The organism is Streptomyces sp. I05A-00742, from assembly GCF_013055795.1.
Classification (GTDB): Bacteria; Actinomycetota; Actinomycetes; order Streptomycetales; family Streptomycetaceae; genus Streptomyces.
On record NZ_JABETO010000003.1, the window covers coordinates 295116 to 318603 of the forward strand.

Genomic DNA, 23488 nt, shown 5'->3' on the forward strand with positions numbered 1-23488 from the left:
CGAGCGTAGGGGACGGCGGCCGGGGCGGGCCCCGAGGGGCCGTCGCTACACCGGGCTCTCGGCGTCCGGCAGCGCGGCGGGCCGCAGCCAGGGCTCCTGCACCGGGCGGGCGGTGCCGCGCTTGGCGTCCCAGGTGCCGTAGCGGGGGTTGATGTCGACGCGCAGGGCCTCGGAGGTCTTCATCAAGACCTCGTTGGTGCGGGCGGCGCCGAGCTTGCCGTCCAGTTTGGTGCGGACGAGGTCCATGGCGAGGGCCCGGTCGATCTGCGAGGGGGCGATGCCGAGCGCCAGGAAGCGTCCCTGCACGGCCTCGGCGCCCCCGTTGGCCCGCTCGACCTGGGACCGCTCGTCCTGGAGCTCGTGGCGGGTGACGTCGACGCCGTTGTCGTGGCCTGCCTTCTCCACGATCCGGTACTGGACGAGCCGGATGAGGGTGTCCTGGCTGAGCCGCGCGCTGTTCGCCGTCAGCTGCTCGCCCTGCGGGGACGTCTCCTGCGCCTCCCGCACGTCCTCCACCTGGCGCTGGAGCTGCGCCACGGTGATCCGGTCGTCGCCCACGACGGCGGCGGCGCCGGGATGCGGGGTGGACCCGCAGGCGGTGAGCAGGGGCGTCGCGGCCAGCAGCCCTGCGGCGGCGGAGAGCGCGGTCCTTCGGCGGATCATGAAGCCTCCCGGCAGTGATCGTGCGGCGGTGCGTCGATCGACCTGGCGTTGATCGATGGTAGGGAGTCCGTGTGGCCGAGGCCACTGATTCGACCAACGATTCGCCGGCAACCGGGATGCGCGGGCCGCCGAGGCGCCCGCGCCGGGCGGGACTTCAGCGGTTCATGCCCTGACCTCGCCCAGCCAGCGGAGGGTGTGCCGGACCTCCACGGGCAGCGGATGGTGCGGGCCGTGCACCCGCTCGGCGTCGAAGAGCAGGGCCACCAGCGTCTCGTGCGCGGCGTGCCGGTCACCGAGGGACAGCAGGAGGTGGCCGGTGCGCCGGCGTATCTCGAACGCGGTGGCCAGGTCGTCCGGATCGAGCTGGAAGTGCGGCAGCAGCGCGCGGTACTCGTCGAGCGCCCCGGCCGCCTCGCCCAGTTGCTCCAGGCACTGGGCGGCGTCGTACCGGAAGCGCAGCACCTGCCGGGCCGCGTGCGGCCCCGACTCGGCGGCGTACTCGTCGACCAGAGCACGCAGTTCGGGGAGGGCTCGCCGGTACTGGCCGTCGTCCATGAGCGTCGCCGCGTACTGCTTGCGCAGGCTCCGGACGATCCCGGAGCGCTCGCCGTGCTCGGCCGCGGCGGCCGGGAGTATGGCGCCGAGGATGTCCACGGCCTGGGTGATGCCGCCCTGGTCCAGCAGGCGCTTGACCTCCTCGACGGCCTCGGCGACGTCGGGCCCGCCGCCCGCGGCCGGGGCCGGCGGGCCCGCGGGGGCGCCGACGGGCACTCCGGCGACGGGGGTGGCGGCGGGGGTGGGGACGGGCACCGCGGCGGGGACGGTCGCGGACCGGTCGGGCCATGGGGCGTGGGGCAGCAGGAAGGGGCGCGTGGGGTTCATGGGGCCTATGGCCCCTCCCCCGTGGTGGTCGGCCAGGGCCTGGCCGGGCGTCGGGAGCAGCGGCGCGAGGGCCCGGTACGCCTCCTGGGCATCGGCGGGCCGGTCCTGCGGGTCCTTGGCGAGCAGGCGCAGCACCAGCTCCTCCAGGGCCGGGGGCACCTCGGGGCGGATGCGGCGGACCGGGATGGGCGGCTCGTAGAGGTGCCGGTGCAGGACGCCGAGCGCCGTCGACCCGGCGAACGGCACCTCCCCGCTGAGCAGTTCGTACATCAGCACGCCGAGCGCGTACAGGTCGGTGTACGGGCCGACCGCGCCGCCCATCGCCTGTTCCGGGGCCATGTACGCGGGGCTGCCGATGGGGGAACCGGTCCGGGTGAGGCGCGTGGTGTCGGCGTCCATGACGGAGGCGACCCCGAGGTCCAGGACCAGGACGGAGCCGTCCGGGCGCACCATCACATTCCGCGGCTTGAGGTCGCGGTGGATGATCGGCACGGCGTGCACCGCGGAGAGCACCGAGCAGAGCTGGGCGGCCACGGAGGCGGCCCAGGGCCAGGGGTAGGGCTCGTGTTCGGCGAGGTGGTCGGCGAGGTCGGCGCCCTCGACGTACTGCATCACGAGGTAGAGGTCGTCGCCGTCGCTGCCCGCGTCGTGGACGGTGACCAGACCGTGGTGGTCCACCTGGGCCGTCACCCGGCACTCGCGGACGAAGCGGCGGCGCAGCTCGTCCCCGCCGTCCTCGGTACCGGCCATCCGGTCGGGACGCAGCAGCTTCACGGCCACGCGGCGATCCAGCCGCCGGTCGTAGCCCGTCCACACCTGGCCCATGCCGCCCTGGCCGATGACCGTCGCCAGTTCGTACCGGTCGGCGATGACACGCCCGTTCACTGCTCCTGCCCCCTGTGGTTCCTGGGCTCCTTGCGAAGGAGGTCACTCAACTCGTCCAGCTCGGCCCGTACTTGGTCGATGCGCTGCGGCGGCCGCGCCCGGTCCTGATGAGCCGGCGGCCGGGGCTGCTGGTGGCCGGGGTCCTGCCCGCCCGGGTGCGGCGGGGGGTATCCGTAGCCCTGCCCGGCCGCCTGCGGCTGCGGCGTGGCGGCGGCCGGGGGGTAGCCGTGGCCCGGGGGCGGAGCGGGGACGGGCGCCTGCCCCTGAGTCGGCGTCATATACGGGTCCCGGTCCTGATCCGGGGCCGGACGGGCGTGCCGCGGCCGGTACGGGCGCTCGGGGGCGGGGTCCGCCGGGGCGGCGGGGACTCCCGGGTGGCCCACCGGAGGTCCCGCCACCGGCGGGTGGGCGTAGGCGGTCTGCTGCGCGGCGAAGGCGGCCGGGTCGTAGTACGGCGGCGGGAGTTGGCCGGGGTGAGGCTGCTGTCCGACGTGCTGCGGCGGCGGGAAGGAGCCGGGCCCGGGCTGATGCCCGGCAACGGCCGGCGGGTAGCCACCGGGCCCCGCGGCCACCGGCGGGTAGCCGGCCGGGACGGCACCGGCCGGATACCCGCCGGGCCGCGGGGGCGCCATCGCCCGGTAGTGGCGGATGTCCGTCCACAGGTAGTAGCCGATGGCCGACAGGCCCGTGCAGATCGCGCTGATCATCCCCACGGTGGGCCAGACCGTCCTGGACAGCCGCTCCGCCATCATGAACAGCCAGGCCACGGAGGCCACGAGCACGACCCAGAACCGCACCCAGTCGGCAGCCCTGCGCCGGACGATGGCGACCCGCAGCATCGGCACCCAGCTCACCAGGAAGGCCGTGCAGACGGTGATGGCAACGATGACCACGCGGATGGTGACGGCCATGGCGCGGCCCGGGCGGTGAGGCTGCGGTGGTCCGAGGCCGGGGCCATTCATTGCTGCTCCTGGGATGCGGGATGTGACAGAGCCTATCCATCGACCCCGGAGCGCCCCCGAGGGTTGCACGGATCCGGAAAACGGCGGGAATCTCCGGCCGGGCGGGCGGACGGCCCACAGGCGGCCCGCTCACCCGGCGGCCCGTCGGTCCCGTTCCCGGGACCACCCGTCCGAAGGGCCGCCGGTTCGGGCCTGCGGACCACCGACCGGCGGTGGGGCGAGCATCCGGGCCAGGGACGCTCACCACCTGACGGCCCGTCGGCCGGACCTGCGGGGCCGTCGATCCGACCGCCTGCCCCGGCCGGGAGGCCGGGAGGCCGGGAGGCCGGGAGGCCGGGAGGCCGGGAGGCCGGGAGGCCAGCCGCCCGGCCGTCAGTCCGGCCGGACGGTCCCGTCGGTCAGCCCGTCGTACAGCCCTTGGACGAGCTGTTCCCCCAGCCGCTCGGTGAGCCGCAAGGCCTCCTCGAACGCGGCCAGGGCCTGGAAGCGGGCGCCGTAGCGGCGCTGGTCCGCGAGGGGCAGCCGGGGCACCTGGAGCCTGCGGACGTCGAGCCGGGTCGCCGTGGAGGCGTAGCTGCTGGCCTGGCGCTGGTTGGCGGTGCCGCGCAGGAAGCCCGCGAGGAACCAGGCGTCGAGCGCGGCCGGATCGGGCCGCAGGAGGAAGAGCCCCCGGCCGAGCGCCGCCCCCGCCGTGGCCTCGTCGACGACCCGGGCCGCGGTGACGTCGCCGAGCACGGGGACGACGACGTCGCCCGTCTCCACCAGCACCGGCTCCTCGGCCGGCCCTTCGGGCAGCACCCCGGACGGCGGGCCGCCCGCCTTGACGTCGTAGTCCGTGAGCACCGGGGGCGCGCCCGCCCCGGTGGCGGCACCGGGGCCGCCTGCCCGGAGGACGAGGGCGCCCGCGCGGGCGAGCTCCCCCACGGTGGTCGCCGGCCAGCGGGCCCCGCCGGGTGACTCCTCCGGCACGGCGGGGGCGAGCTCGGCCGCCCGGCCCAGGGCGACGGTGAGCCGGTCGTGGACGTCCACCAGGTCGGCGACGCCGCCGGCCGAGGCCGGGGGCGGGAGATGGCGGGCGGGGGCGAGGTCCACGTCGTCGTCGAGGAGGTCGATGACCGGCAGCGAGCGGTGCTGCCCCGGTTTCTCCTCGACCGTGCCGAACCGGTCGAAGTCCTCCCATGCCTCCAGCACCGCCGCGCTGACGGTCTGCCAGGGCAGCTTGTCGCGGCCGGCGGGGGCGAGGTCGGCGGTGTCGACGAGCAGCACGTGCGGGGTCGGGGACTGCTGGGCGCCGGGGCGCCGCAGCACCCACAGGTGCAGGGGGATGCCGTACGGCGGCGCGGCACCGGCCGGCAGGGAGATCACGGCCCGCAGCGCGCCGCGGCGCAGCAGGTCGGCGCGGATGCGGCGGCCGGACCGGCGGGAGGCGGCGGCGGGGGGCATCAGCAGAACGGCGGTGCCGCCCTCGCGCAGGCGGGCGAGGGCGTGCTGCACCCAGGCGAGCTCCGACTCGGTGCGGGCGGGGAACCCGTACTCCCAGCGCGGGTCGTACGCCAGCTCGTCGTGGCCCCAGTTGCGTTCATTGAAGGGCGGGTGGCACAGGACGGTGTCGGCGGCCAGCTCCGCGAAGGCGTCCCCGCGCAGGCTGTCGCCCGGGCGCACCCGCACCTGGGCGTCGGAGTGCAGGGCCAGGCGCAGGGCGGTGAGCGCGGCGAGGTCGGGATCGATCTCCTGACCGAGGACCGACAGCCGCTCGGCCGGGCCGACCGCACCGGCCGCGCTCAGCAGGCTGCCGGTGCCGCACGCCGGGTCGAGGACCGTACGGGTCCGCCGGTCCAGGGGCCCCCGGCCGAGGGCGGCCATCAATTCGGCGGGACCGGGCGGAGTGAGGGAGAACTGCCGGGGGTTGGCGTCGAGGTGGCGCCCGAGCAGGAACTCGTAGGCGGGGCCGGCGCCGCGTACCGAGGCGAGCTCGGCGGTGCCGCGCACCAGCGCGGAGGAGATGGCGAGCTCGGCCGGGCTGGGCACGGCGACGGCGTGGTGCTCGCCGAGCCGGGCGGCCAATGCGGCTTCCAGGGCGGTGGGCAGTGCCTCGGCGAGCCCGACGTCGGGGAGCTCGGCCAGCTCCAGCCAGCTCGTGGGCCGGTCCCGGACCAGGAGCAGCACGGATCCCGCGTACCGGAGGGCGGTGACGGCACCGGCCGGGTGGCCGACGACCTGCTGCCAGACCCGCTCCCGCAGCGGAACTTCGGCGATCTTGCCCTGGTGACGGAGCCATTGCTCGACGTCACCCAGGTAGAAGGTCGGGCTGGTCTCGGTGCCCCCGACGGGCTGGGGGAAGTCCATGTGGCGGCGGCGCCAGTTACTGACCGCCGCGCGTCCCACTCCGGCCAGCCGGGCGATTCCGGCCGCGGTCACCTCCGCTGCGCTGTCCGACACCTGACTCCCCTCCCTCGTCGCGTTCCGCCCGTTCGATGTGTGCCGAGCATACCCCCGGACGCCTCGCCCACCGCTTCACAGGCGTGAACTCACCCAATCTCGTGAACCCCGTTGACCCGGTTAACAGACTCTGATGTCATTGACTCGTCGGATCACAGATCTCGCGTCGAAAGGCGTTCCTCATGTATCAGCACGCCCAGCAGAAGCAGCGGAACTGGTTCGCGCGCCACAAGGTGCTCACCGCAGCCGGAGCCCTCGTCGTGGTCGTGGGCGCGGGCGCGGCGCTCACGGGAGGGGGCGACGACGGGGACAGCGCCTCCGGCAAGGTCGTGACCGCCGACCAGGGCGCGAAGGGCAAGGGTTCCGGCGGCGGCGAGCAGAAGGCCGGGAAGGCGGACATCTCCGGGAGCGGAACCTTCCAGGTCGGCTCCGACGTCAAGCCGGGCACGTACCGGAGCCTGGGCAACAAGTCGGGTGACAACTGTTACTGGGAGCGCGCCAAGAACGCCGAGGGCGACCCCGACTCGATCATCGCCAACGACAACGTCACCGGTTCCAGTTACGTGACGATCAAAGCCGGCGACAAGATCTTCAAATCGGAGGGCTGCAAGGGCTGGGAGCGCGTCCCCGAGAAGAAGAGCGGCACCCCGAAGAGCACGACGGTGTCCGGCAACGGCATGTACCGCGTCGGAGTTGACATAGCCCCCGGCACCTACAAGTCCGCGGGCAACAAGGCGGACGGCAACTGCTACTGGGAGCGCGCCAAGGACGCCCTGCACGGTACGGACTCGATCGAGGCGAACGAGAACGTCACCGGCAACGGCATCGTGACGGTCACCCCGCGGGACGCCTACTTCAAGACCAGCGGCTGCACCGACTGGAAGAAGACCGGCTGAGCGGGCCGGGCGACGGCGTCACCTGCCTCCGGTGGTTCCGCGTATCTTTTCGACAGTCGCCCCCCGAACCGGATATCCACAGGAGGAGAGGACCGTCATGGATTCGGCCGCAGCCGCCGTCTCGGCGCCGGGCCCCGAAACGGCCGGCACCCCGGCCGAAGGCCGCACCTGGACCAGCGCCCTGCGGGCACCACGGCTCGACCCGTACTGGGTGGCCGGGGCGCTCTTCGTCCTCTACGCCACACTCTCGGTGACCCGGCACCTCCGGATGCTGACCATCTCCTGGGACCTGGGCATCTTCGAACAGGCCATCCGGACCTACGCCCACCTCCAGGCACCCGTCGCCGACCTCAAGGGCCCCGGCGCCAACATCCTCGGCGACCACTTCAGCCCGATCACCGCCCTGGTCGCCCCCTTCTACCGGCTCTTCCCCACCCCCCTCACCCTGCTCGTCGTCCAGGCCGCGCTGTTCGCGCTGTCCGCCGTGCCCGTCGTCCGGCTCGCCGCCGGGAAACTGGGCCGGGCGCGCGGGCTGGCCATAGGAATCGCCTACGGCCTCTCCTGGGGCATACAGCGCGCGGTCGACTTCGACTTCCACGAGATCGCCTTCGCCATGCCGCTCCTGGCCTTCTCCCTGGAAGCCGTGGTCGCCAGGCGCTGGCGGGCGGTGCTGTGGTGGGCCCTGCCCCTCGTCCTGGTCAAGGAGGACCTGGGAGTCACCGTCGCCGCGATCGGCGTGGCGATACTCGTCCGTGAACGCCGGAACCGGCGCGGCACCCCGGCGGCACCGACCGCCTACGGACTCATCGCGTTCGGCCTCGCCGCCAGCGCCCTCGCCCTCTGCGTCGCCATCCCGGCCTTCAACAACAGCGGCTCCTACGACTACTGGAACAAGGTCGACGGCGGCTCCACCGCCACCATCCCCCTGCTGACGGCGCTCCGCACCCTACTGTGGATACTGCTGCCGACCACCGGTCTGCTGGCCCTGCGGTCACCCGTGGCGATCGTCGCCCTGCCCACCCTGGCCTGGCGATTCATCTCCCACGACGACCACTACTGGGGAACGGACTGGCACTACAACGCCGTCCTGATGCCCATCGTCTTCATCGCGCTGACCGACGCGCTCGCCAAGGCGCACCGCAGCCCGCGGGGCTGGCTGCGCCGGTACGCCCGTCAGCTGCCCGCCGCCGTGGCCGGCGCGGCCCTGGCGTTCAGTGCGGCCCTGCCCCTCTACAGCCTGACCGAGCCCGCGACCTACCGAATACCGGAGAGTGTCCGGGCCGCCGAGCGGCTCCTGGCGCGTATACCGGACGACGCCACCGTCGAGGCGTCGGACGTCACCGCCATAAGCCGGCTGACCGGCCGCTGCCGGGTCTTCTGGGCCGGGGGCACCCAAGGGATCACGCCCGACTACATGGCCCAGCACGCCGGTGACGGCAGGCCCGTCAAGGATCTCCTCGCCGACGCGGCCCAGGCACACCCGGGGAGCCGGTACGAGCTGCTCGGCGCCGAGGGCACGATCGTGGTGCTCAAGCGCGTGGCGTGACCCGTCCGCCGGGGAGGGCGGCCGGGGCGGCGGGGCGGCGGGCCGGCCCGGGATCGTTCAGCCCAGGATCGTGGTGAGGAACTCGCCCGTCCACGCCAGGAGTTCCCTGCCGACCAGCGGCTTGCCGCCGATGGGGCGGGTGGCCGGGCGCGGCACCAGGATCTGCCGGTTGGCGGGCTTCATGACCGTACGCGGGTGGAGACGCTTGAGCCGCAGCTCCTGCGACTCGCGCAACTCCACGGGGCCGAAGCGGATGTTGGACCCCTGGAGAGTGATGTCGGAGACGCCACAGGCACGGGCGAGCATCCGCAGACCCGCGACCAGCAGCAGGTTCTCCACCGGCTCGGGCAGCTTGCCGTAGCGGTCGGTCAGCTCCTCCCGGACGGCCCTGATGTCCTCCTCGCTGTTGGCCGAGGCGATGGCGCGGTACGCCTGGAGGCGCAGCCGCTCCCCCGGCGCGTAGTCGTGCGGGACATGCGCGTCGACGGGCAGTTCGATCTTGACTTCCAGCGGCGGCGGCTCCTCGGCGCCGCCGGCCTCCAGGGAGGCGCGGTAGTCCGCCACGGCCTCGCCGACCATACGGATGTAGAGGTCGAAGCCGACGCCGGCGATGTGCCCGGACTGCTCGCCGCCCAGAAGGTTGCCCGCGCCGCGGATCTCCAGGTCCTTCATCGCCACGTACATGCCGGCGCCCATCTCGGTGTGCTGGGCGATGGTGGCGAGGCGCTCGTGGGCGGTCTCGGTGAGCGGCTTCTCCGGCGGGTAGAGGAAGTAGGCGTACCCGCGCTCGCGGCTGCGGCCCACGCGTCCGCGCAGCTGGTGGAGCTGGGAGAGGCCGAAGTTGTCGCCGCGCTCGACGATCAGGGTGTTGGCGTTGGAGATGTCGATGCCGGACTCCACGATCGTCGTGGAGACCAGCACGTCGAACTTCTTCTCCCAGAAGTCCACCACGACCTGCTCCAGCGCGTTCTCCGACATCTGGCCGTGCGCCGTGGCGATCCGTGCCTCGGGCACGATCTCGCGCAGCCGCGCGGCGGCCCGGTCGATGGACTCGACCCGGTTGTGGATGTAGAAGACCTGCCCCTCGCGCAGCAGTTCACGCCGGACGGCGGCGCCGATCTGCTTCTGGTCGTAGGGCCCGACGAAGGTGAGGACCGGGTGGCGCTCCTCCGGCGGAGTGGTGATCGTGGACATCTCGCGGATGCCCGTGACCGCCATCTCCAGCGTCCGGGGGATCGGCGTCGCCGACATGGTGAGGACGTCCACGTTGGCGCGGAGCTTCTTCAGCTGCTCCTTGTGCTCGACGCCGAAGCGCTGCTCCTCGTCGACGATGACCAGACCGAGGTCCTTGAACCTGGTCTCGGAGGAGAACAGCCGGTGGGTGCCGATGACGATGTCGACCGACCCGTCCCGCAGCCCCTCCAGCACCGCCTTGGCCTCGGTGTCGCTCTGGAAGCGGGACAGCGCCTTCACCACGACGGGGAACTGGGCGTACCGCTCCGAGAAGGTGCCGAAGTGCTGCTGGACGAGGAGCGTGGTGGGCACCAGCACCGCCACCTGCTTGCCGTCCTGCACCGCCTTGAAGGCCGCGCGGACCGCGATCTCCGTCTTGCCGTAGCCGACGTCGCCGCAGACCAGGCGGTCCATGGGGACGGACTTCTCCATGTCCTCCTTGACCTCGGCGATGGTGGTGAGCTGGTCGGGCGTCTCGGCGTAGGGGAAGGCGTCCTCCAGCTCCCGCTGCCAGGGGGTGTCCGAGCCGAAGGCGTGGCCGGGGGCGGCCATCCGCGCCGAGTAGAGCTTGATCAGGTCGGCGGCGATCTCCTTGACCGCCTTCTTGGCGCGCGCCTTGGTCTTCGTCCAGTCGGCGCCGCCGAGCCGGTGCAGGGTGGGGGCCTCGCCGCCCACGTACTTGGTGACCTGTTCCAGCTGGTCGGTGGGGATGTAGAGCCGGTCCCCCGGCTGGCCGCGCTTGGCCGGCGCGTACTCGACGAGCAGGTACTCGCGGGTGGCGCCCTGGACGGTGCGCTGGACCATCTCGATATAGCGGCCGACGCCGTGCTGCTCGTGCACGATGTAGTCGCCCGCCTGCAGGGTCAGCGGGTCGATGGACTTGCGGCGCCGGGCCGGCATCCGGCCCATGTCCTTGCTCGCGGACTTCTGGCCGGAGAGGTCGGTCTCGGTGAGGACGGCGATCTTCAGCGCCGGGTCGATGAAGCCGTTGTCGAGGCTCGCGCAGGAGACGTGGACGAGGGCCGGGGAGAAGTCGTCCAGCTCGGCGTCGAGCCGGGCCGCGATGCCCTCGCCGCCCAGCACCTCCACCGTACGCGCGGCCGGACCGTGCCCCTCGGTGAGGAACAGCGTCCGCCAGCCGTCGGCCAGCCACCCCTTGGTGTCGGCCAGGGCGCGGGCGGTGTCGCCGCGGTAGGTCTCGGGGGCGTGCATACCGAGCGTGAGGGTGTCGCTGTCGAGGTCCTCGTCGGCGGCGAAGGGGCTGACGGACCACCACATCATGCCCAGTTCACGGGCGTGGTCGCGGACGTCGGCGATGCTCCACAGCGACGCGGCGTCCACGTCGATCGGGGCCTCGCCGCCGCCCGCCGTCGCCGCCCAGGACGCCTGGAGGAACTCCTGCGAGGTCGCGACGAGGTCCGCGGCGCGGGTCCGCACCCGCTCCGGGTCGCAGACGACCGCCATGCTCCCGGCCGGGAGGACGTCGAGCAGCAGCTCCATGTCGTCCACCAGCGCCGGCGCGAGCGACTCCATGCCCTCGACCGCGATGCCCTCGGCGATCTTCCCGAGCAGTTCGCCGAGCTCCGGGTGGTCCTCGGCGAGCGCGGCGGCCCGCTCCCGTACGGCGTCGGTCAGCAGCAGCTCGCGGCAGGGCGGCGCCCACAGGCCGTGCTCGGCGACCTCCAGGGACCGCTGGTCGGCGACCTTGAAGTAGCGGATCTCCTCGACGTCGTCGCCCCAGAACTCCACGCGCAGCGGGTGCTCCTCGGTGGGCGGGAAGACGTCGAGGATGCCGCCGCGCACCGCGAACTCGCCGCGCTTCTCGACCAGCTCGACCCGGGCGTACGCGGCGGCGGCCAGGGCCTCGGTGACCTCGCCGAGATCGGCGCTCCGCCCCCCGCGCAGGCTGACCGGCTCCAGATCGCCCAGCCCCTTGACCTGCGGCTGGAGCACGGAGCGGATGGGTGCGACGACGACGCTGACGGGCCCGGCGGCGGGGTCGTCCGCGCGGGGGTGGGCGAGGCGGCGCAGCACGGCCAGCCGGCGGCCGACGGTGTCCGAGCGGGGGGAGAGCCGCTCGTGGGGCAGCGTCTCCCAGGACGGGTACTCCACCACGCCGTCCGGCGGGAGCAGCGAGCGCAGCGCCGCGGCGAGGTCCTCGGCCTCCCGCCCGGTCGCGGTGACGGCGAGGACGGGGCGGCCGGTGCGGGCGAGGGCGGCGATGGTGAAGGGACGGGCGGCGGGCGGTCCGACGAGGTCGACGTGCGGCCGGTTGCCGTCGCCCGCGGCCTTCACCGCTTCGGCGAGCGCCGGATCGTTGACGACGGCGTCGAGCAGACCGTGCAGGCTCATGAGGGGCTTCCGTCCCGGGAGGGTGACAACACGAATCGCCCGACGCGTGAGGGACGAGCCGGGTGTGTCTCCAGCGTACGACGCGCCGCGGGACGGGGTGCGTCCGTCGGGCCCCGCCGGGGGCTTGCCCCTGTCCCTCCCCCGGAGGGGGTGCCCCCAGTCCTCAAGCGCCGGACGGGCTGAAGCCCGGCCGCACACCCCCGTGGCGCGGCCGGGCCGTGACTGCCCCCCTGGGGGGCGGTCAGTCCGTGGCGATGGCGTTCAGGACGTTCATCCGTCCCGCCCGGAACGCCGGGACCAGGGCGGCGAGCAGGCCCACCACCGCGGAGCCGAGGAAGACCGTGATGATGGTCGGCCAGGGGATGTCCAGCACCCCGAGCCCTTCGAGCGCGAGGAGCTTCTGGGCAGTCGCTCCCCAGCCCATGCCGAGCCCGAGGCCCAGCAGGGCGCCGAAGAGGGCGATGACCACCGACTCCAGGCGGATCATGCGGCGCAGCTGGCGGCGGGAGAGGCCGATGGCGCGCATCAGGCCGATCTCGCGGGTCCGCTCGACGACCGAGAGGGCGAGGGTGTTCACGACGCCGAGGACGGCGACGATGATGGCCAGGGCCAGCAGCCCGTAGATGATGTTGAGGAGCTGTCCGACCTGGTCCTTGATCAGGGTCTTGTAGTCGGCCTGGTCACGGATCTTGACCTGCGGGTACTTCTTGACGGCGGCCTTGAGGGAGGCGGCGGCCTCCTTGGCCCGGCCGTCCTCGGCCTTGGCGAGGATCATGCCGGTCAGGGGCATCCTGTCGGCCGGCAGGTACCGCTGGACGGTGGCGATGTCCAGGTACATCGCACCCTTGTCGAAGGCGGTGTCGTCCGAGGTGATGGCGTTGACCCGGAGCCGGGCGGTCCGGCCGTCGACCATGGCGACGGTCAGCCGGTCCCCGCGCTTGATCCCGTGGTCCTTGGCGAAGCCCTCCGGCACGGACAGGGCGTCCTTGGCGTAGACGTCCTTCAGCCGCCCCTGGACGGCCTCGGACCGGAAGTCGTCGATGTAGGTGGGGTCCGTGGCGGTGAGCTGCTGAGTGGCGGTCTTCCCGTCGGGGGTGGTCACCTCGGCCACGACGCCGGTGGAGCGGCTGAAGTGCTGGATGTCGTGGGCCGACAGGACGGCCTTCTGCACCGCGGGGGGCAGCGGCTTGCCGCCGCCGTCCTGGATGATGAAGTCCGCTCCGACCGACTTGTCGAGCTGCTCCGTGGCCGAGGCCACCATCGAGGAGCCCACCACCGACAGGGCGGCGACCAGCGCGAGGCCGATCATCAGCGCGGAGCCGGTGGCCCCCGTACGCCGCGGGTTGCGCAGCGCGTTGCGCTCGGCGAGCCGTCCGACCGGGCCGAAGACACGGAGCACGACGGCGCTGATGGCGCGGACGACGAACCCGGCGAGCAGCGGCCCGACCACCACGAACCCCACGAGGCTCAGCAGGACGCCGATGCCCAGCAGCCCCGAGCCGGCGGCCGCCTCGTCGGCGTTCCCGGCGGCGAGCAGCGCGGCGGCGCCGGCGGCGGTCAGCACCAGGCCGATGCCGGCCCGCACCTTGCCTGCGCGGCCGTCGGCGGGGGTGCCGGCGTCGCGCAGGGCGGCCATCGGGGAGATCTTCCCGGCCCGGCGGGCGGGCAGGTAGGCGGCTACCACCGTGACGATCACACCGATCGCCAGCCCGACGAGGGGCGTGGTGGCCTTGATGGTCAGCTCGCTGGTGTCCAGGTTCATGCCCATGGACTGCATGATCTGCATCAGGCCGACGGCGAGGGCGATGCCGCCGCCGATGCCCAGCACCGAGCCGACGACGCCCAGCAGCAGGGCCTCCACGAGCACGGACCGGTTGACCTGACGGCGGCCGGCGCCGATGGCCCGCATCAGCCCGATCTCGCGGGTCCGCTGGGCGACCAGCATGGAGAAGGTGTTGACGATGAGGAAGATGCCGACGAGGACGGCGATGCCGGCGAAGCCCAGCAGCGCGTACTTCATGACGTCGAGGAAGGAGCCGAAGTCGTTCTTGTTCTCCTCCTTGGTCTCGGCGGCGGTGTGCACGGTGTAGCGCGAGCCGACGGCGGCGGTGACGCGCTCCTTGAGCTGCTCGTCGCTGACGCCCGCGGCGGCGGTCAGGCCGTAGCCGCTGTACTCGGCGGTGCTGCCGAGCAGCCGGGTCTGCGCGGTCCGGGTGTCGAAGTAGAGGATCGCCGCGCCGGGATTGGTGGTCCTGTACGTGGCGAGGCCGACGACGCGGACGCGGAAGTCGCCCGGGGCCGCGATGACCCGGAGGGTGTCGCCGATCTTCACCCCGCGCTTGTCGGCGGTGTCGGAGTCGAGGACGGCCTCGGACCCGCCGCGCGGCTCGTGGCCGCTGGTGATCTCGACGGTCTTCTTCTGGTGCTCGCCCCAGTTGGTGCCCACGGTGGGGGCGCCGGAGTCGGGGCCGATGTCCTTGTCGCGGCGGTCGGCGACGGTGATCTGCTGGCTGTCGGCCTCCGGCTCGACCTTGGCGACGCCCGGCACGGCGGCCAGCTTCGCCTGGAGGGACGCCGGGAGGGTCCGCGGCTTGCCGGTCTCCTGGACGTCGTCCTTCTTCTCCGGCGTCACGGAGACGTCGGAGGCGGTGGCCGCGAAGAGCTTGTCGAACGTGGCGTTCATGGTGTCGGTGAACACCAGCGTGCCGCAGACGAACGCCACGGACAGCAGGACCGCCACGGCGGACAGCGCCATCCGGCCCTTGTGGGCCAGAAAGTTGCGCAGCGAGGTCTTGAGGACGGTCACGACACCCGCCCGCGGGCGTCGAAATGCTTCATCCGCTCAAGAACCATGTCGGCGGTCGGCTGGTACATCTCGTCGACGATCCGCCCGTCCGCGAGGTAGAGGACACGGTCGGCGTACGAGGCGGCGACGGCGTCGTGGGTGACCATCACGATGGTCTGGCCGAGCTCGTCCACCGAGCGGCGCAGGAAGCCCAGGACCTCGGCACCGGCCCTGGAGTCCAGGTTTCCGGTCGGCTCGTCCCCGAAGATGATCTCGGGCCGGGCGGCGAGCGCGCGGGCCACGGCAACGCGCTGCTGCTGGCCGCCGGAGAGCTGGTTCGGCCGGTGCTTGAGCCGCCCGGCCAGGCCGACGGTCTCCACGACCCGGTTCAGCCAGTCCCGGTCGGGCTTGCGGCCCGCGATGTCCATGGGAAGCGTGATGTTCTCGATGGCGTTGAGGGTCGGCAGCAGGTTGAACGCCTGGAAGATAAAGCCGATCCGGTCCCGGCGCAGCTGGGTGAGCCTCTTGTCCTTGAGCCCGGTTATCTCGGTCTCGTCGATCCAGATCTCGCCCGACGTGACCGTGTCGAGCCCGGCGAGGCAGTGCATCAGGGTCGACTTGCCGGAGCCGGACGGGCCCATGATGGCCGTGAACTGCCCCCGGGCGATGTCCACGTCCACGTGGTCCAGGGCGGTGACGCGGGTCTCGCCCGACCCGTACGCCTTGAGGACCTGACGCGCCCTCGCCGCGACGGCCGTGTGTCCTCCCCTGTTGCCGGCCACGGGAATCGATACAGCCGTCTTCACGATGGGTCTCCTGCTTCCTCGGTCTTGTCGGCCCTTGTTCCGCCGCTGTCCCAGCCTGCTGGTTCTCCGCGGCCGCCACGATGGGGCACGGAGGCGTATCGGGGGTGGTGCTGTCCCCACCCCGGCCCTCCGGCCTGCCTCCACGAGCCTAGGGAGCGGCGGGCCCCGCCCTCCTCCTGCTGCGGGACGAGCCCGACCGGGAGGTATGTACGGGCCGACCCCTAGGGGACGGACCACCCCGGTCGGCCGCCGTCTCAGGGTCGGGAGGGCCGGAAGGGCCGCCGAAAGGCCGGGGCGAGCAGGCGAAATGGCCGAACCGCTGTCCCCTGCGGGGGAACGCGCCGCGAAGAAACCGTGAAGCCCGTCCCGGGGCAAGACAATTGGGGCTTGAGGGAATTAGTGTTCGGGTCTATGGCCGAGGGGGGCGTCCGACGACCTCTCCTGCGCCCGGCCGCCGGTCTCCCAAGGAAGCAGCCTCAGTGAAGATACTTCGTGCGCGCGCTGCCAGCGTCTCCCGACAGGGACTGTGCACCGCTCTGCTCGTCGCCAGCCTCACGACCGCCGCGGTCGGCGCCAGTCCGCCGCGCCCCACGGCGGACGCCGGTGATCCCGCCCCCGGCCCCGGCAACCCGCAGAGACTGCCGCATGGCTCCCCCAACCTCGCCCTGCCCGACCTGGTCCCGCCACCGGGCACCCCCGGCGCGCCCGGGCCGATCGCCGGCTCCGACGGTGCCGCGGACAAGGCCACCGGCATCCCCGCGACCGCCCTGGCCGCCTACAAGAACGCCGAGAAGCTCGCCCGGGAGCAGTGGCCGCAGTGCAACGTGCCCTGGGAACTCATCGCGGGCATCGGCAAGGTGGAATCGGACCACGCCGCCATGGGCGGCGGCCTGCGGACCGACGGATCCACGGAGAAGCCCATCATCGGGCCGCCCCTGACGGGCGAGAAGTTCGCGCTCGTCAGGGACACGGACGGCGGCCGGTGGGACCATGACCAGGAGTTCGACCACGCCGTCGGCCCCATGCAGTTCATCCCCTCCACCTGGCAGAGCTACGCCGCCGACGGCAGGGGCACCGGCCAGAAGGACCCCAACAACATCTTCGACGCGGCGGCCGGCACCGCCCGCTACCTCTGCGCCGGCGGCCTGGACCTGAGCAGGCCGGTCGACGTCGAGAAGGCCGTGCTCCGCTACAACGCCTCCCGCGACTACCTCAACACGGTGCTCGCCTGGATGCGCACGTACAAGAACGGCGGCGGGGGCGCCCTGCCCGACCTTCCCGTGGGCTCCCGCCCGCCGGCGGGCGGCACGCCCCCGGCGCCGACCGTGCCCACGCCGCCCGGCACCACCCCGCCGTCCCGGCCCGCGCCGCCGGCCACGCCGGGTTCGCCGAAGCCGACCCCGAAGCCGAACCCGAAGCCCGACCCGAAGCCGTCGGACCAGAACAAGCCGGGTGACAAGGACAAGCCCGGCGACCACGACAAGCCCACCCCGCCGGCCTCCGCCTCCCGCCTGGAGCGGGTCGGCGACCGGGAGCTGACCGCCACGGCCGGCGAGGCCTTCGCCGGCCGGCCGCGGGTGCGGGCGGTGACCGCCGACGGCAAGCCCGTGCCGNCCGCCGGCCTCCGCCTCCCGCCTGGAGCGGGTCGGCGACCGGGAGCTGACCGCCACGGCCGGCGAGGCCTTCGCCGGCCGGCCGCGGGTGCGGGCGGTGACCGCCGACGGCAAGCCCGTGCCGGGCACCCGGGTCGAGTTCGAGGTCATCGAGGAGGACGGGCCCCGCTTCCCCGGCGACGCCAGGACCGTCACCGCCACCACCGGCAAGGACGGCTACGCCACCGCGCCGAAGCTCACGGCGGGCGAGGAGACCGGGAAGTTCACGGTCCGTGCCACGATCGAGGACCGCGGCCGCACGGCCGTCGACTTCACCGCGACCGTCAAGGCACCGCCCGTCCAGCACGCCGACGCGCTCGTCCGGGTCGGCAACAGCACCCTGAAGGCCGCCCCCGGCGCCTCCTTCGGTGCCCCGGTCCTTGCCAAGGCGACCGTCAAGGGCAAGGCGCTGGCCGGTGTCGAGGTCACGGCGACGGTCCTCACGGAGGACGGCGGGGCGGCGAAGGCCGGGCCGTACTTCAAGGGCGAGGACGGCAAGAAGCTGCGCACGCTGGTGCTTCCCAAGACCGGGAAGGACGGCACGGTGACGCTGCCCGAGCTGTTCGCCGACGACCGGCAGGGCACCTTCACCCTGCACCTCACCACCGAGGAGGGCGTCGAGCTCAGCCTGAAGCTGACCGTCGCCGGCAAGCCGGACAAGCCCGAGAAGCCCACGGAATCCGGCAAGCCCAACAAGCCCGGTAAGCCCGGCGACAAGGGCACCGACGGCAAGAAGGACAAGCCTGCCGGGACCACCCCGAGCGCGAAGGCCAGCCGAACCGCCCGCTGACCCACCGGACCCGTCCGTCCCGTCCGCCGCACCGGTGGCCGGGACGGACGGCGTCTCACTCGCCCGGCGCGGGGTCCTCCGCCACCGGTTTCCCGGTCAGCGCCGCCAGGCTGTGCCGCACATGCGCCATGTGCGAACGCAACTCCTCGCGCCGTTCCTCGTGCTCCCGCAGCACCCGCTCGGTCTCCCGGGCGATCCGCTCCTCCCGCACCCGCGCCTGGGCGATCAGCGACGCGGCCTGCGCCTCCGCGTCCTCCTGCCCGTGCCGCGCCGCCTCCTCGGCGTCCGCGTACCGGCGCTGCGCCTCGTTGAGCGTCGACCGCGCGTACTCCTCCATGGCCGCCACCCGGGCGTCCAGCGCGGCCTCCCGCTCGGCGCCCTCGCGGCCCGCCGCGTCCCAGCGCTCGGCGTGCTCCGTCTCCTGGTCGGCCAGGATCGCGGCGGTGCGCTCCCGCATCTCGTGGAGCGCCGCCTCGGCGTCCGCCCGCCACTGCTTGGCGTCCTGACGGGCCGTCGCCCGCAGCTCGTCCGCCACCGACTGGGCCGCCAGCTGCGCCTGCCGCGCCCACTCCTCCGCCTCGGCCCGCACCCCGACCTGGTACTCGTGCGCGGCGTCACGGACCTTGCGGGCGTAGGCACCCGCCGCGTCGTGCATCTCCGCGGCCTCGGCCTCGGTGCGCTCCCGCAGCCCCAGCGCCTCCACCTCGGCCGTGGCCACCAGCCCCTGGGCGCGCGGCCCCAGGGTCTCGTAGGTCTGCGGGGGAAGCTGGGCCACCACCTGTTGGATGCGCTGGACCTCGTCCTCCATCTCCCGGGCGAGGACGGTCAGCCGCGCGGCACGCTCCCAGGCGGAGTCGCGCTGCCGCGCGAACTCGGCGAAGGCACGCTCAACCTGGTCAGGCCGGTAGCCGCGGCCTCGTACGACAGTGAAACCGTCAGGTGACACCGATGCACTCATGCTTGTAGCCCCTTATATCCGGAAACCCGGTCTGCGACGCGGTCAGGCGCACATCATTCCCGCACGGGGGAAGTGCCCAAAACACGACACTCCGCCTGCTTCTTCTGTCAAGGATGCGCCGACCGGCAGCGCAGAGCGCCCGGCCCCCGCCACGCGCGGGGGTCGAGCGCCCGGCCACCGACGAGCTCCGGCCGGCCGCTAGAAGAGACCGTCCCACATCTGCTCCAGCAGCACGGCCCACCAGTTCTCCGGCGAGGACAGGGCCACCGGATCCAGCGCGGCGAGCTGGTCCTGGAAGTCCACGGTCCAGCGCCCGGCCTGCTCCTGCGTCAATCCGTAGCGCCAGCGCCACATGCGCCCGAGCAACGCCAAAGAGCGTACGAACTGAGGAAGGCTCGTGTTGACGAACTGCGGTGGCGCCGACCGGCCGTCCGGGGCCGCTTCCAGGGGGACGGCCACGATGTGCGCGGTCCCGTACTGGACGCACAGCCGGCGGCCGAAGTCGCTGCCCATCACCAGGTACGAACCGGCGTCGGACGCCGGCTGCGCCCCGTGCTCCAGCGCCAGTTCGGCGAGCGTCGGCACCGGACGGCCCGGCTGGGCCTGGGCCCAGAAGAACGGGCCGAAGTCGGCCGGCAGCCCGGCCCAGACCAGCGTCTGCGCCACCACCTCCGGCACGCCCTGCCGGGAGACGGCGCGCTGGTCGAAGCGGAAGACACCCTGCGGACCGAACGAGTCCAGCAGTTCCCGCGCGATGGCGTCCACCGCGATCGGCGGGGCCGGACGCACCTGGTGCGGCTGCGGCAGCGGCACCCGGTTGGGGGCCGGACGCGCGGGCGCGCCCGCGACCTGGTGCAGCTCGCCCTGGTGCTCCACCAGGTGGCGCACTCCTTGCCGGCGGGTCACGTGGTCGCGCCCGTACCCGGCGGTGTGGGTGACCCGCACCTGCGGCCAGGTCTCGCGCACCATCCGCGCGCAGTAACCGCCCGGCAGGTCACAGGACTCCAGCTCGGTGTGGAGCTCCAGCACCTGCTGCGGCGGCACGTTCATCGCCCGCAGCTCGTGCAGGATCTGCCACTCCGGGTGCGGCGTGCCCGGCGCGCTGCGGCGGATGACCTGCTGCTCCGAGCCGTCCTGGGCGCGGTAGCGGAGGACGGCCATATAGCCGGGGCCGACGGTCGGCACCCCGGCCGGCGCCTGCGGGTAGCCGTAACCACCGGGCGGCTGCGGGGCGTTGGGCATCGGCGGGACACCCGGCGCGCCGGGGCTCGCGAGCATCGTCGCCGCGGCGTGCACGCCGCCCGGAGGGGTGCCCGGAGCGCCGGGCGCCCCGGGGGCGTGCGGCCCGGGCGCACCGGTTCCGGCAGCGGCGCCGGGGGCGCCTGGTGCGGCCGGGGGCTGTACGCCGGGGCTTCCCGGTGCGCCGGGGGGCGTGGAAGTGCCCGGTGCGCCGGGCGGGTTGGGCGCGCCCGGCGGCTGCGGGGCACCCGGAGTGTTCGGCCCCGCGAGCATGGTCGCCGCGGCGTGCACCCCGCCGGGCGGCGTTCCGGGCGGTGCGGGAGCGCCCGGCGGCGGAGTGGGTGCTCCGGGGGCCGCGGGGGCGCCGGGAACGGACGGTCCGCCGCCGGGTCCGGGGGTCGCCAGCATCGTCGCCGCGTAGGCGGCCGAGCCGCCGCCGGGCGCCTGGTGACCCGAAGTACCGCCCGGGGCAGGGGCGTTGGGTGCGGCGGGCGGCGGAGGCGGCGGTGTGCCCGCACCCGGCCGGGCCGGCGGGGCCGGGGGCGCGGACGGGCTCGCGAGCACCGTCGCCGCCGGGACACCGGCGCCGGGGCCGGGAGGCGGGACGGCCGGGCCGCCCTGCGGCGGCGGGGCCCCGGGTTCCTCGATCGCGGGCGCCAGGGTCGTTCGCGGCAGCGAACTCCCCCCGGGCATCAGCTCGGTCTTGGCGTCGGGCCGCACTCCGGGCGGGGGCGTGTCATCGGCGTCGGAGCCGGACAGCGCGGGCGCGAGGACCGTCGCGGGCAGGCCCGCGGACTCGTCGTCCTCGTCCCCGGCCGAGACGTCCGCTCCGGCCCAGACGGGCTCGGGCGCGGGAGGGGGCGTCGCGGGGGAAGAGGGAGAAGGGACGGCGGGGGCGGAGGGGGCAGAGGAAGAGACACCCGACGGAGCCGACGGCTCACCCGAACCGGAAGTACCGGAAGTACCGGAAGCGCCGGAGGCACCGGACGCGCCACTCGTCGCGGCACCACCCGACGTCCCGCCGGACCCCACCCCGGCCCCCTGCGAAGCATCAGGCCCGGACGGCGCGGCCGCACCGTCCTTGTCCCGCTTGCGGTCCGGGATCCCCATCGCGTCCGCCGCGTCCTGGAGCCACTGCGGCGGGCTCAGCAGGAAGGACGTCGCGTTCAGGTCCACCCGCCCCGGCGGCTCGTCCGCCACCGGCGCAGGCTCGGCCGCCGTGCCGTACTCCTCCTCGTACCGCCGGATCACCTCGCCGACCGGCAGCCCCGGCCACAGCGTGGTCTCCCCGCTGTCCCGCGCGATCACCAGCCGCGTCCGGGAGCTGTCCGTCGAGGCCACGCCCTCGCGGTCCTCGGCCCAGGCGACGAAGCCCAGGTCGAACTCGCGCACCTTCACCTCACGGTGCAGATACGCCGGCACATCGCCGTTGACCCAGCGCTCCGCGCGCTCCTGAGCCTGCGCGAAGGTCACCACCGCGCTCACCCCTCCACCGGGACGGCGTACGCGAAGCCGCCGTCGACCATCAGGTTCGCCACCGTCTCCAGCTCGGGCGGTCCGCCCGCCAGCCGGGACAGGAAGGCGTCGAAGTCCTCACCACAGGGCAGCAGCAGCCGCTCCACCCGCTCCTGCACCGTCCAGCCGTCCTGGTCCCGGGCGTCGTCGTACGGGCAGAACCAGACCGACCCGATCGCCTCGCCCTTCACCTTGACCGCCAGTACACCGCCCTGCACGAAGGCCACTCCCAGGTAGTCCTTGGTGAAGTGGTCGCGCAGGCACTTGTTGACGTAGACGAGGTCGTTGACCGCCGCCTCCTCACGGACCGTGAAGAACGGCTGGTCCAGCAGCAGTCCCAGCTCCGCGTCGAGCGCCGCCCCCACCGGGGCGCAGCCGCCCGCCGCCTTGAGGAACGCCCGGTACGCGCCCGGGAGCCGGTAGCCGAGGTCCTCCTCGACGCCCTGCACCTGCTCCTCCGTCACCGCGAGCTCCCGCTGCGGCAGGGCGAAGTGCACGGGCCGGGTCTCCTGCAACGGCCGGGTGCCGCGCTTGTCCTGGTCCACGACGGCCGTCGCCAGCCCGCCGTGGTGCCGCAGCAGCGCCTTGACCTCGGCCGGCACCAGCTCCAGCCGGCGGGTTCCGGCCACGTGGTGCCAGGTCCAGCCGTGCGGGGTCGCCACCGGGTGCAGGCTCGCCCAGAGTTCGTGACCCTCCGCGTGCAGCGCGGCGTTGGCCGAGACGTAGTCGGTCAGCCGCAGCTCGTCCACGCCGAAGCCCTCCGGGGGCTCCGCGATCTCGGCGGCCGCGCGGGCGTACGGGGAGAAGTCCGGGTACCCGTCCTCGTCCACCCGCACGCCCTGGGGGTAGCGGCCGTGCCGGACCGGATCCGGAAAGTGCACGACCTGCCCGGCGTAGGCCGTGTTCGGTGGCGCGGCCTGCTGCCCGAGCCGACCTGTCGTCATGGCGGATGCCCCCTGCTTGGCTGGCGTGTTCTGCGACGTTCGCGGTCCCGGCGGCGGGTGACGACCCCGCGGCCGGGAACGGCCTCGTGCCGGACAGCCTATGCGCTGACGCAAGACGGGCCCCCCGTCCGTGCCCGGCGGACGGCCGGCGCCGGCTCCGCCCGGGGAACGGCGCGGAAACGCGGGCGGCCACAGAAATCCCCCGTGCACCGGCAAACCCCCGCACAGCGACCGGCTCACCCCCGTGCCACGACTCGGGCCCCTCTCACCTATCCCGGCACACCAGACACACGCAACACCGCCCTGCCTTCCACTCCCACCACCGCATTTGGCAGGCTGATCCCCGCAACAGGGGGATTGCAGGGAGGGAAGAACCACCATGCACACGACTCAGGACCACCAACCCCTGACCGGGAGCGACGCCGGAAGCGCCGGCACCGCTGCCGCTCCCGGCGACCCCCGGCTCAGCTGGAGCACCACCGAGGACGCCGAACGTCCACCGGTGCTGATCCACCGCCGCGACGGCATCCTGCCCGCCGTCGCCGCCGCGCTCTCCGTCCGCGGCACCACGCTGACCTGCACCGCGGGCAAGGCCGAACAGCCGCCCGCGCTGCACCCGCTCGTCCAGGACTTCCTCGACACCCTCACCAGCGAGCGCCGCGAGCGGTTCACCGGGCGCTGCCCCGAGGCCCTGCTCCTCACCCGCTTCCTCACCACCCACGAGGCGGGGCGCAGCAAACGTGCCGCCCGCAAACCGCTCACCCACGGCGAGGCCCGCCGGGCCCTCAAGCAGTCGAAGATCACGGCCCGGCACATCCGCGAGGACGGCGACCCCCGCCACGGCGCCTACGCCCCGCCCTGTCGCTCCTGTACCGCGCTCCTCGCCCACTTCGGCGTCCGCGCCATCGACCCCACCACCCCGGAACGAGGCAGGCCCTGAC

15 protein-coding genes and 1 pseudogene are annotated in these 23488 nt (G+C 73.7%); 5 read left to right on the top strand and 11 right to left on the bottom strand.

Features of this window, described 5'->3' with window-relative positions; genetic code table 11:
• Positions 1 to 45: 45 nt before the first annotated feature.
• From HN013_RS04685 to HN013_RS04700, 4 genes are all read right to left on the bottom strand, one after another.
• Positions 46 to 663, bottom strand: a complete 618-nt coding sequence (locus tag HN013_RS04685) for a SurA N-terminal domain-containing protein (RefSeq protein WP_171163228.1) — start codon at positions 661 to 663, stop codon at positions 46 to 48.
• Positions 664 to 825: 162 nt separating this feature from the next.
• A complete protein-coding gene (locus HN013_RS04690) occupies positions 826 to 2430 on the bottom strand; it encodes a protein kinase domain-containing protein (RefSeq protein WP_171163230.1) in 1605 nt (534 codons plus the stop codon).
• Positions 2427 to 3392: a hypothetical protein gene (locus HN013_RS33585; protein WP_171162812.1), complete on the bottom strand. Its 966-nt coding sequence runs from the start codon at positions 3390 to 3392 to the stop codon at positions 2427 to 2429. Before HN013_RS33585 ends, HN013_RS04690 begins: the two co-directional genes overlap by 4 nt.
• A gap of 372 nt (positions 3393 to 3764) precedes the next feature.
• Positions 3765 to 5831 carry an N-6 DNA methylase gene (locus HN013_RS04700; RefSeq protein ID WP_171163232.1) on the bottom strand — a complete coding sequence of 689 codons (2067 nt, stop codon included), beginning with the start codon at positions 5829 to 5831 and terminating at the stop codon, positions 3765 to 3767.
• Positions 5832 to 6013: 182 nt separating this feature from the next.
• Between HN013_RS04700 and HN013_RS04705 the strand changes: the two genes are divergently transcribed.
• Both HN013_RS04705 and HN013_RS04710 read left to right on the top strand, forming a co-directional pair.
• A complete protein-coding gene (locus HN013_RS04705) occupies positions 6014 to 6727 on the top strand; it encodes a hypothetical protein (protein ID WP_171163234.1) in 714 nt (237 codons plus the stop codon).
• A 97-nt stretch (positions 6728 to 6824) separates the two neighbouring features.
• A complete protein-coding gene (locus HN013_RS04710) occupies positions 6825 to 8273 on the top strand; it encodes a DUF2079 domain-containing protein (protein ID WP_171163236.1) in 1449 nt (482 codons plus the stop codon).
• Between the two features lie 57 nt (positions 8274 to 8330).
• On the opposite strand, the gene mfd is transcribed toward HN013_RS04710, so the two are convergent.
• The 3 genes from mfd to HN013_RS04725 form a co-directional block, all read right to left on the bottom strand.
• Positions 8331 to 11858, bottom strand: a complete 3528-nt coding sequence (mfd, locus tag HN013_RS04715; RefSeq protein WP_171163238.1) for a transcription-repair coupling factor — start codon at positions 11856 to 11858, stop codon at positions 8331 to 8333.
• A gap of 241 nt (positions 11859 to 12099) precedes the next feature.
• Positions 12100 to 14664 carry an FtsX-like permease family protein gene (locus HN013_RS04720; RefSeq protein ID WP_171163240.1) on the bottom strand — a complete coding sequence of 855 codons (2565 nt, stop codon included), beginning with the start codon at positions 14662 to 14664 and terminating at the stop codon, positions 12100 to 12102.
• Positions 14661 to 15449 carry an ABC transporter ATP-binding protein gene (locus HN013_RS04725; RefSeq protein WP_171163242.1) on the bottom strand — a complete coding sequence of 263 codons (789 nt, stop codon included), beginning with the start codon at positions 15447 to 15449 and terminating at the stop codon, positions 14661 to 14663. Before HN013_RS04725 ends, HN013_RS04720 begins: the two co-directional genes overlap by 4 nt.
• Before the next feature lie 1022 nt (positions 15450 to 16471).
• Here HN013_RS04725 and HN013_RS34090 point away from each other — a divergent pair.
• Positions 16472 to 16564: pseudogene (locus tag HN013_RS34090) on the top strand (hypothetical protein); the annotation flags it as partial.
• A 92-nt stretch (positions 16565 to 16656) separates the two neighbouring features.
• On the opposite strand, the gene HN013_RS04735 reads toward HN013_RS34090, so the two are convergent.
• A complete protein-coding gene (locus tag HN013_RS04735; protein WP_171163244.1) occupies positions 16657 to 16896 on the bottom strand; it encodes a hypothetical protein in 240 nt (79 codons plus the stop codon).
• Between the two features lie 263 nt (positions 16897 to 17159).
• Here HN013_RS04735 and HN013_RS04740 point away from each other — a divergent pair, with 263 nt between their 5' ends.
• Positions 17160 to 17891, top strand: a complete 732-nt coding sequence (locus tag HN013_RS04740) for a hypothetical protein (RefSeq protein WP_171163246.1) — start codon at positions 17160 to 17162, stop codon at positions 17889 to 17891.
• A gap of 55 nt (positions 17892 to 17946) precedes the next feature.
• On the opposite strand, the gene HN013_RS04745 is transcribed toward HN013_RS04740, so the two are convergent.
• The 3 genes from HN013_RS04745 to HN013_RS04755 form a co-directional block, all read right to left on the bottom strand.
• A complete protein-coding gene (locus tag HN013_RS04745) occupies positions 17947 to 18849 on the bottom strand; it encodes a cellulose-binding protein (protein WP_171163248.1) in 903 nt (300 codons plus the stop codon).
• A 198-nt stretch (positions 18850 to 19047) separates the two neighbouring features.
• Positions 19048 to 21564: an SUKH-4 family immunity protein gene (locus tag HN013_RS04750; RefSeq protein WP_171163321.1), complete on the bottom strand. Its 2517-nt coding sequence runs from the start codon at positions 21562 to 21564 to the stop codon at positions 19048 to 19050.
• Between the two features lie 5 nt (positions 21565 to 21569).
• Positions 21570 to 22547 (bottom strand): HNH endonuclease, encoded by a 978-nt coding sequence (locus HN013_RS04755; RefSeq protein WP_171163250.1) that lies wholly within the window; start codon positions 22545 to 22547, stop codon positions 21570 to 21572.
• A gap of 379 nt (positions 22548 to 22926) precedes the next feature.
• On the opposite strand from HN013_RS04755, the gene HN013_RS04760 reads away from it, so the two are divergent.
• Positions 22927 to 23487 carry a YwqJ-related putative deaminase gene (locus tag HN013_RS04760; protein ID WP_249374711.1) on the top strand — a complete coding sequence of 187 codons (561 nt, stop codon included), beginning with the start codon at positions 22927 to 22929 and terminating at the stop codon, positions 23485 to 23487.
• Position 23488: the final 1 nt, after the last annotated feature.